We start from the raw sequence: 8,389 nt of genomic DNA, 5'->3' as shown, positions 1-8,389 counted from the left end.
AGCTAAGAAGTTTGCGGGTGAAGGTGAAGCTTTCTTGGCAGAGAATGCTAAGCGTGATGAAGTGACGGTTCTAGAGTCCGGTCTTCAGTACGAAGTAATCACTGCCGGTGAAGGTGATATACCAACAGCTGAAAGTGTTGTAAGCACTCACTATCGTGGTACCTTGATCGACGGTAAGCAGTTTGATAGCTCATATGACCGTGGCGAACCAGCTCAATTTCCTGTTGGTGGCGTGATTGCTGGTTGGACTGAAGCACTTCAGCAAATGAAAGTGGGTTCTAAGTGGAAGCTATACATTCCATATCACCTTGCTTATGGCGAAGCAGGTGCTGGCGCCGATATCGGCCCATACCAAGCTTTGGTATTCGATATCGAGTTGCTAGAAATTGTTGGCTAGATAAATAGCTTTCCCTCATGCGTCTCGCTACGCATGAGGTTCAATATCTTTATACTCTCCCCCCCTCAAAGCCTTACCCTTTGTTAATCCTGCTCCCTTTCTCTGGGGCTATGATATTCTTGCATTAACTGCTCTTGGCAGAAAATTATTTACTGATTTCAAATGGTCAGCGCTTTCCAAAGGAATTTTCCATGAACGCATTGGTAAACAGGGCTTTAGCCTTCCTATTACTTGTATTTGTTTCTCACGCCGCACCCCTGATGGCTAAAGGTTTGAGTATCGAGGAAGCGAAGCAGTTTCTTCATGACTCTGGCTTGAGTGAGTTGATTGCTTCTTTGCCTGATTCTATGGGGCAGCAGCTTGATATGAAACGTTTGTCAGTCAATAGTTCCGTCAGTTTTGAAAAGACCAGTGCGGCCGTGACTCATGCAGCGAAAAAGGTTGATGGTGAACAGATTGCAATGGTTTATTTGAGTCAGGATCAGCGTGCTGAAGATTTGTCTGAGGCGATTAAGTTCTTGGCTTCTCCCTTAGGTCAACGCATCAGTACAGAGGAACGGGCGGCCAGTACACCAGAAGCTCAGCAGAAGATGCAACGCTATTTTCAGGAGCAAAGCTTCAAGTCTGTTAAGCAGGATAGAGCGCAATTGCTAGAGAAGCTTTCTTTAGCTCTGAATGCTGATAAGGTTGTTATTCAGCTAATGAAAGGCGTGTATTTTTCGGTTTTGGAAGCGGTTGCTGTTATTAATCCAAATAAGGCAGCTGCTTTAGAAGCTCGTATGAATCAGGAGTGGCAGAGCATGGAACCAATGCTAAGTCAGCAGTTTTCCGAATTTATGTTGATGGGCGCAAATTACAGCTATCGTAATTTGAATGATGAGGACCTCTCTGCCTACATTACATTTTTAAAGAGTAAGCCGGGTCAGGCGTATTGGCAGGTAGGTGTCGATATTGTCGATTTGTATATTCAAGGTTTTGTTTCTGAGTTGGTGTCCGGGCTTTCTAGCGCAAAATAAATGTTATTTGATATAAGCCTTCAGACTATTAAGCAAGCACTGCCAAGTGGCGTATTACTACTCGCTTGCTTATTGTTCTTCAGTTTGTTGCCTTCTGAAGGTTTGGTTTATCCTCATTTGATCAACTCTGGCCATGCTTTGGTCTTCGGTTTAGCGACCTATCTGCTGCTGGTTTTTTTTGCTCAGCTTCGGCCCTTAAAAGAGCTGATTTACCTTCTTTTATTTTGCCTCTCGTTTGGTTTGTTGGTTGAGCTGGTTCAGCCTTATGTAGGCCGGGAGCGTAGCTTAATAGACTTTGTTTACGATGTTTTTGGTTGTTTGGCTGCATTGCTGTGGTATCTCGCTCGATTTCGAAGTACTAGCAGAAGCCGGAAAATGATGATGCAGGGAATAGCTTTGTTTTTGATTTTGGCAAGCCTGCTTTACCCAGCTTATCGATGTTATGTGAAGCTGGAGGCTGATCGCTTATTTCCGGTGATCGCGAACTTCGAGAGTTTTGGCTGGGCTCAAATTGTGTTAGCAAAAAATGGCAGTGAGCTTGAAGTTGTCAAAGCACCTGGTGACTGGGCTAATGAATCTCAGGTTGGAAAGCTTCGCTTTAATAAAGATGCCCTCTATCCCGGAATGCGTTTCGCCTACTTGCATCGAGACTGGCAGGATTATGATCGACTAAAATTCGAGATCTACTCTGAAGCACCAGAGACGCTAAATGCCGTGCTGCGAATTCATGATATGAAACACCAGAATCAATATCATGATCGCTTCAAGACTAGAGTACGTATTGCTCAAGGTCTGAATCAATACAGTATTCCCTTAGATAAGGTTCGTGATGGCTTACAGACCAGAAAAATGGAAATGGGACAGGTTGTAGATCTGATGCTTTATATGTATAAGCCGAAGCAGGAGTTGACGGTTTACATTGATAATATTCGTTTAGAATCTGATTAATTCCTTACCCAAACTCTAGCGCAAGAAAATCAGAGAAGCCATACGACCCGAGACTTGGCCATCACGGCGAAAAGAATAGAAGTGTTGGTTTTCAAGAAAGGTGCAATGCGTGCCGCCATAAATCGCGCTGACTCCAATGGCTTTTAGCTCAATCCGGGCAAGTAGGTATAAATCTGCCAACCATTTTCCTGGTTCCTTTCCCGGGATAAAGGCTTGAGCGGCTTCGGGGTCTTTGTTACAAAATGCTGTATAGACATCGTCGCCAACTTCAAATGCCTTTTGGCTGATTGCCGGGCCAAGCCAGGCAATTACTTCATTGGGTGAGTCAAAGCTTTCTACAGTCTTAGTTAGGATGCCAGAAGCTAAGCCTCGCCAACCCGCATGTGCGGCAGCGACTTGCGTTGCCTGTTTGTTGCAGAACAGTACCGGAAGGCAGTCGGCCGTCATAACGACACAGGCTTCTTGCTGCTTGCGAGTATAACTTGCGTCTGCTTGAGTGCTGATAGATGAGCTTTCGGCCTGAACAAGAGTATTACTATGTATCTGCTCCAGCCAATGAATATTCTCTGCATTTAAGGCGCAGTGGGACGCAAGTACTGTCCTGTTGTGTCGTACAGTTTGTTCATTATCGTTGACGTGTAGGGCCAAGTTAAAGTCTTGGTAGCTGCTTAGCTTGCTATCTGGCATCGTGTCGGGAGCCAAGCGAGACGTAGTAAAGGCGACTACTTGACTCGCGACGGGCCATTCAGGTTTTAACCATGTTGTAGGTAAGTCGCAAGGGCTCATTGTTCGCTTAGCACCGCTAGTAAGTTTTGCATATCTTCAGGTAAATCGACTTCCCAGCTCATCTCCTCACCAGTTTGAGGGTGAATGAGGGTTAATTTTTTAGCATGCAATGCTTGTCGTTCAAATTGCCTAAGTTTATTTTTTACTTCATCGCTTGCACCGGCTGGAAGTTTCATTCTTCCTGCATAGGTGGTGTCCCCTATAAGCGGGTGTTTAATATGTGCCATATGGACGCGAATTTGATGGGTTCGTCCAGTTTCTAATTTAACGCGTATGTGAGTGTGAGCGAGAAAGCGTTCTAAAACGCGATAGTGAGTCACCGCATGTTTGCCGAACTGGTTGACGGCCATCTTTTTGCGGTTTTTAGGGCTGCGTGCAATAGGCTCGTTGATGGTTCCGCCGCCCGTCATGACTCCTGCAGCGATAGCTTCGTATTCTCTGCCCATTTCGCGACTTTGAAGTTGTTCAACAATATGGGCGTGAGCTGTTAGTGTTTTAGCGACCACCATTAAACCGGTCGTGTCTTTATCCAGGCGGTGAACGATACCGGCCCTGGGAACGGCTTTGATATCAGGAAAGTGATGCAGCAAGGCGTTAACTAAAGTGCCTGAGTGGTTACCGGCGGCGGGGTGAACTACCATTCCAGCTGGTTTGTTGATGATCAGAATGTCTTCATCTTGATAAACGATATCAAGCGGGATGTCTTCAGCAAGCCACTCTCCCTGACTTTCAAGCTCGGCTTTCACTTCAATGAGATCATTTATTTTGACTTTGTCTTTGGACCGCGCGATTTCTTCGTTTACGCGAATATGGCCTTGTTTAATCCATTGTTGCAGGCGTGAGCGAGAATACTCAGGCATAAAATCAGCAATGACCTGATCTAAACGCATGCCAGATAGTTCTAATGGAACAACAAAGTCAGCTTCAATAATTTGGCTCATAAGGTCTCGATATGTAAAGAAATCACGGGATAGACTGAATAATTATGACTTATAAGGGAGTTGAAACCTCAAGTTTGATTATTTGTCATACACGCAAAATGTAAAATATGAAATAATGTCGGCTATTATAACCTCACCGAGAGCATCTCTGGTGAGCATTTATTAAAATGTGTAGAAAACGAATACCATTTTCCAATTATTCTCAAGAAGTCTTATCCAATTATGCGTTCACACTTTGCACTCGTGATTTCTCTGGTAGCAGTCCTGTTTCTTTCTGCTTGTAGTTCCACTCCGAAAAAAGAATCGACAGAACAAGAGTTGTATGATGATGCTAAACGAGCGATCAAGTTAAGGAACTTTCCTCAAGCAACGATCGCTCTAGAAGAGTTGGAGTCCCGTTTCCCCTTTGGGCAATATGCTGAGCAAGCTCAGTTAGATTTAATCTATGCGCGTTATAGTGGGCTAGATCTAGAAGGCGCGATTCTCGCTTCCGATCGTTTTATTCGTTTACACCCTCAAAGCCCGAGCGTGGATTACGCGTATTATGTACGAGGAGTAGCGAACTATCATTTGGATATCGGTGTTTCCAGTCAGTACTTTTCGTCGGTTGATATTACCTCGCGTGACCCGGGGCATATGCGTTTGGCCTTTAAAGATTTTTCTGAACTGTTAATTCGCTTCCCCGATAGTAGCTATGCTGCAGATGCGCAAAAGAGAATGATACAAATCAGAAATCGTCTTGCGGCTTATGAACTGCATGCTGCACGATATTATATTAAACGCCAAGCCTATCTGGCAGCGGCAAACCGGGCAGCCTATGTTGTTAAAGATTACCCCGCGTCGCCAAGTGTCGAAGAGGCCTTAATTATGATGGTTTCGCTTTATCGGTATTTGGATCTTCCTTCACAGGCAGATGATGCTTTGGCTGTGTTAAGAGAAAACTTTCCAAAAGGTAAAGGCTTTGATGATGGCGGCGAGTTTGTGGCGATGCATAAGCTTGAACATAGCCGCAGTCTATTGAGCGTCATATCGTTTGGTTTATTTGAGTAAGGATTTTCTTTAATTGAAAGGCTCTTACAAGGGCACTGTTTTTATAGAAAGGTTGGTTAAGAGAATGAGTCTACGTCAGCAAATATTGCAAGAAATGAAAGTTAAGCCTGAGATAGATGTTGAGCAGGAAATCAATACGCGTGTTGCATTTATCAAGCGGAAATTGAAAGATTCAGGTTTGAAAACTTTGGTGCTTGGCATTAGTGGTGGCATCGACTCTTGCACCTGTGGAAAGTTGGCGCAAATGGCCGTTGATCAGCTTAACCAGGAAAATGCTCACCCTCATAGCTTCCAGTTCGTTGCAGTACGGCTACCTTATGGCGAGCAGGCTGATGAGCATGATGCGCAGCTATCAATTGACTTTATTCAACCAAGTCACGCAGTTGCGGTAAACGTAAAGTCAGCTTCCGATGCAATCCATCAAGAGGTGACTGCAGCACTGGACTCGGTAGACCAGTTACATGCTTCCGATCAACGTTTGGACTTTTCAAAAGGTAACGTCAAAGCGAGAGAGCGGATGGTTGCCCAATATCATATCGCCGGTATTTTGGGTGGCTTGGTATTGGGAACGGATCACTCTGCAGAAAATATAACCGGCTTTTTCACCAAATACGGTGATGGTGCAGTGGATTTGATCCCTTTGTTTGGTTTGAATAAGCGTCAGGTGCGTGCTTGCGCAAGCTTTCTTGGCGCGCCAGAGGCTATTATATCCAAGGCCCCAACTGCAGATCTTGAGTCCAACGAACCGGGCAAGAAAGATGAAGACGCATTGGGTATCAGCTATGATCAAATCGATGATTTTTTGGAAGGAAAAGAAATCGAAGAATGGGCTGAAGAGCGCTTGATGAAGCTTTATCAAAGCACCCAACACAAGCGCCAGCCTATTCCTAGTATCTACGACTAAGCCTTAGGCCTTAGAATAGAACAGATTCATCTGTATCTGACTGGCTAACTTCTTTTCTCTCTTGGCGGATTTTGGTTCTACGGTCTGTAGAGCTGAGAACCTCGTCGATATGAATTGAAGATAAATTAGCGCTGATGCTGTCGGATAACTTCTTAAGGTCTTCGCTGGTAATCGCCTGAAGGAAGTTATGCTGCAAAGCTTCGCTATTCAATTTGCTGATCGCATCAGCAGAGCGTTTTGACTTTTCTTCTGTTTCACACTGTAAGGCCATGGCGTCTTTGATCTTTTGTGCCAATAAAATAATGTCTTTGATAGCCCGCTCCGTCTTACTTAAGCCTTCTTTCGAGGATTGGGCACTTCGAACGGTTATTTGAATGTCTTTCTGGCTGGACTGCATAACACTGGAGGCATCATGTGTGCTCGTGTGGATGCTATCGACGATACTTTTTACCTGTTCGGCTGAACTTTGAGTCCTCTCGGCCAGTGAACGTACTTCGTCGGCAACGACGGCAAAACCCCGACCTTGTTCGCCTGCACGGGCTGCTTCGATTGCTGCGTTGAGTGCCAGTAGGTTAGTTTGCTCTGCGATGCTGGTGATCTCGGTGATAATCTGGTTGATCTGGTCGCTATCGTTACGCAATTTATCTAATACTTCATTCGACTCAGATATGCGCTTTTCAATGGTATCAATTGAGGAAGTTGTTGCATGTAGGTGCTCGCCAAAGCTATTGAGCTCGCTATTCATTTCGAGAATATGATTATTGATATCTCCAATGTCATGTTCGATGTTTTCGGTCGCCATGACCATATCATTTATTGCTCCACTCAACACGCCGCCGTGATGAGATTGCATTATCGTATTCTGGCTCATGGCACTGTAGGTTTCGGTTAATTCTGCGCTCATAGGGAGCAAGCGGGAGGCTCTAAGGTGAATCCCCTGTATAGCCTGCTCAGCATTGCTCAGGCGCTGATTCAAAATTTCAAATAACTCTTTGGGCGCGCCAGACATGTTTTGGGTATTTAATTGCGTCGAGTAAGAAAACTTCTCTTCGAGGTTCGCTTTTAATGCAGAGATTCCTGCGTTTATGGGTGAAATAACTATTTTTTGATACCAAACCAAAGACAATGTGCAGCATATCAGGGTAGTCAAGATATACGCTAGTAAGCTGTTTTCGGTGCTAGCGCCTACAAACCAATAACTTAAAGGAAAGAGAAGAGTTGCCGGTAAGATAACCAGGCAGTTGTGTGCTGAGAATGCTTTCATTTGTGGTCTTTGTATTGTAATGGAGCTGAATAAGCTTGTTTCTACCCCTTAGCATAGCTAATAACCACAGACTTACCATCTCGAAGAAGCGGTTTGATTACTGGGCTTACAATAATGTGATCAAGGTAAGCCACATAATGTAACCGTAGCCAATTGTCGCGGGTAAGAAGCCTAGAAGAATGCGGGCTTTATCGCTAGTCGACTTAGGCTTAGCCATGTGAGGTTTTATAGCTAGCACAATGAAGCCGAAAGGGTTGTACAGTGCTCCAAAGCACGTGGTGTAAATGACCCAGCCGGGTAGTTCTAGGCTAAGCTTTTCATTCAAATAATAGCAGGCTACCAGCAATAGGCACATCAAGATGTAATCAATATGCGCTCGGATAAGCTGGTGGCTAGCAGGAAATAGACGCTTAAGTGCTTTTATATCAGCGTAAAGGATAAAGGAGGCTAACCAAGCCAAGGCAAGAGACAGCAGTAAGGAAAACGCTGCGGTAAGTAATAAATAGTCGGCTACGTTAGTCATTTAGTATTCCTCTGATTAGGTGTCTTATAGTAACTCAGGGAATATGTTTGGAATATACAGTGCTTGGGAAAGACAGTTTCTACCATTAGAAATTGTGACAGGAAAGTGCTCATTGAATAGAGCCCTCTTACTTTTTGTTAGCTTGAGCATTCTTTAGTGATGCGTTCTCGGACAGTATCGAGCAAAGTGTCGTCACGCTCGTATTCGGTGATGAGTTCGTCAAAGGCATCAAAGTTATCGTCGGTTAAGCCGTACTGGTCTTCAATTTTAATGAGTTCAGCTTCTTTCTTTTGTAGATTATTATGAAACAGTATCTCGGCGCATTGATAGCGTACGCTATAGTCGGCGTACTGTTCTTTGCTCATGAGCGGGTTGGCGAAGCTATTGGGCGAAAAAAGAGTGATAGCGATAGTGGTGCATAGAAAAACATGTGAAGCACTTAACGAGCTGGTTAAGGTACGAATCATTCAGATCTCCGAAGCAGGTTGATAGGGCTAAAAACTCGCGGCGAATTATAGTTAACTATAATTTTTAGTGTGTTAAGTCTTGTTATTTAATGT

General features: G+C 44.4%; 10 protein-coding genes. 5 read left to right on the top strand and 5 right to left on the bottom strand.

Features of this window, described 5'->3' with window-relative positions:
* The 3 genes from A3766_RS11630 to A3766_RS11620 all read left to right on the top strand — a co-directional run.
* Nucleotides 1-397, top strand: a 397-nt coding sequence (locus A3766_RS11630; protein ID WP_197479550.1) for an FKBP-type peptidyl-prolyl cis-trans isomerase, incomplete at its 5' end; no start/stop codon positions are given.
* Nucleotides 398-588: 191 nt separating this feature from the next.
* Nucleotides 589-1,413 carry a DUF2059 domain-containing protein gene (locus A3766_RS11625; protein WP_068642245.1) on the top strand — a complete coding sequence of 275 codons (825 nt, stop codon included), beginning with the start codon at nt 589-591 and terminating at the stop codon, nt 1,411-1,413.
* Nucleotides 1,414-2,361: a VanZ family protein gene (locus A3766_RS11620; RefSeq protein WP_068514599.1), complete on the top strand. Its 948-nt coding sequence runs from the start codon at nt 1,414-1,416 to the stop codon at nt 2,359-2,361. It abuts the gene before it with no gap.
* 15 nt (nt 2,362-2,376) lie between these two features.
* Here A3766_RS11620 and pgeF read toward each other — a convergent pair whose 3' ends face one another.
* Both pgeF and rluD read right to left on the bottom strand, forming a co-directional pair.
* Nucleotides 2,377-3,147, bottom strand: coding sequence for a peptidoglycan editing factor PgeF (gene pgeF, locus A3766_RS11615; protein ID WP_068514602.1), 771 nt, complete (start codon nt 3,145-3,147; stop codon nt 2,377-2,379).
* Nucleotides 3,144-4,088, bottom strand: coding sequence for a 23S rRNA pseudouridine(1911/1915/1917) synthase RluD (gene rluD / locus A3766_RS11610; protein WP_068514603.1), 945 nt, complete (start codon nt 4,086-4,088; stop codon nt 3,144-3,146). The genes pgeF and rluD overlap by 4 nt, the downstream gene beginning before the upstream one ends.
* A 222-nt stretch (nt 4,089-4,310) precedes the next feature.
* Here rluD and A3766_RS11605 point away from each other — a divergent pair, with 222 nt between their 5' ends.
* Entirely contained in the window at nt 4,311-5,138 is an 828-nt protein-coding gene (locus A3766_RS11605; RefSeq protein ID WP_068514606.1) for an outer membrane protein assembly factor BamD, read from the top strand.
* A gap of 64 nt (nt 5,139-5,202) precedes the next feature.
* Complete coding sequence (gene nadE / locus A3766_RS11600; RefSeq protein ID WP_068642243.1) at nt 5,203-6,042, top strand: ammonia-dependent NAD(+) synthetase; 840 nt, start codon at nt 5,203-5,205, stop codon at nt 6,040-6,042.
* Between the two features lie 10 nt (nt 6,043-6,052).
* Here the strand turns inward: nadE and A3766_RS11595 are convergent, their stop codons facing one another.
* The 3 genes from A3766_RS11595 to A3766_RS11585 form a co-directional block, all read right to left on the bottom strand.
* Entirely contained in the window at nt 6,053-7,306 is a 1,254-nt protein-coding gene (locus tag A3766_RS11595; protein WP_068642241.1) for a methyl-accepting chemotaxis protein, read from the bottom strand.
* 106 nt (nt 7,307-7,412) lie between these two features.
* The gene (locus A3766_RS11590; protein WP_068552917.1) at nt 7,413-7,829 is read right to left on the bottom strand and encodes a hypothetical protein; all 417 of its coding nucleotides are present in this window, start codon (nt 7,827-7,829) and stop codon (nt 7,413-7,415) included.
* Between the two features lie 137 nt (nt 7,830-7,966).
* Complete coding sequence (locus A3766_RS11585; protein ID WP_068509717.1) at nt 7,967-8,296, bottom strand: hypothetical protein; 330 nt, start codon at nt 8,294-8,296, stop codon at nt 7,967-7,969.
* Nucleotides 8,297-8,389: the final 93 nt, after the last annotated feature.

Source organism: Oleiphilus sp. HI0132 (assembly GCF_001635845.1).
The sequence above is the reverse complement of the archived record's forward strand: the minus strand, read 5'-3'. Positions and strand labels throughout refer to the sequence as shown.

Excerpts from the sequence above, each read along its gene's own strand:
- A3766_RS11625 (WP_068642245.1), top strand. The coding sequence starts at position 589 with ATGAACGCATTGGTAAACAGGGCTTTAGCCTTCCTATTACTTGTATTT.
- A3766_RS11620 (WP_068514599.1), top strand. The coding sequence starts at position 1,414 with ATGTTATTTGATATAAGCCTTCAGACTATTAAGCAAGCACTGCCAAGT.
- pgeF (WP_068514602.1), bottom strand. The coding sequence starts at position 3,147 with ATGAGCCCTTGCGACTTACCTACAACATGGTTAAAACCTGAATGGCCC.
- rluD (WP_068514603.1), bottom strand. The coding sequence starts at position 4,088 with ATGAGCCAAATTATTGAAGCTGACTTTGTTGTTCCATTAGAACTATCT.
- A3766_RS11605 (WP_068514606.1), top strand. The coding sequence starts at position 4,311 with ATGCGTTCACACTTTGCACTCGTGATTTCTCTGGTAGCAGTCCTGTTT.
- nadE (WP_068642243.1), top strand. The coding sequence starts at position 5,203 with ATGAGTCTACGTCAGCAAATATTGCAAGAAATGAAAGTTAAGCCTGAG.
- A3766_RS11595 (WP_068642241.1), bottom strand. The coding sequence starts at position 7,306 with ATGAAAGCATTCTCAGCACACAACTGCCTGGTTATCTTACCGGCAACT.
- A3766_RS11590 (WP_068552917.1), bottom strand. The coding sequence starts at position 7,829 with ATGACTAACGTAGCCGACTATTTATTACTTACCGCAGCGTTTTCCTTA.
- A3766_RS11585 (WP_068509717.1), bottom strand. The coding sequence starts at position 8,296 with ATGATTCGTACCTTAACCAGCTCGTTAAGTGCTTCACATGTTTTTCTA.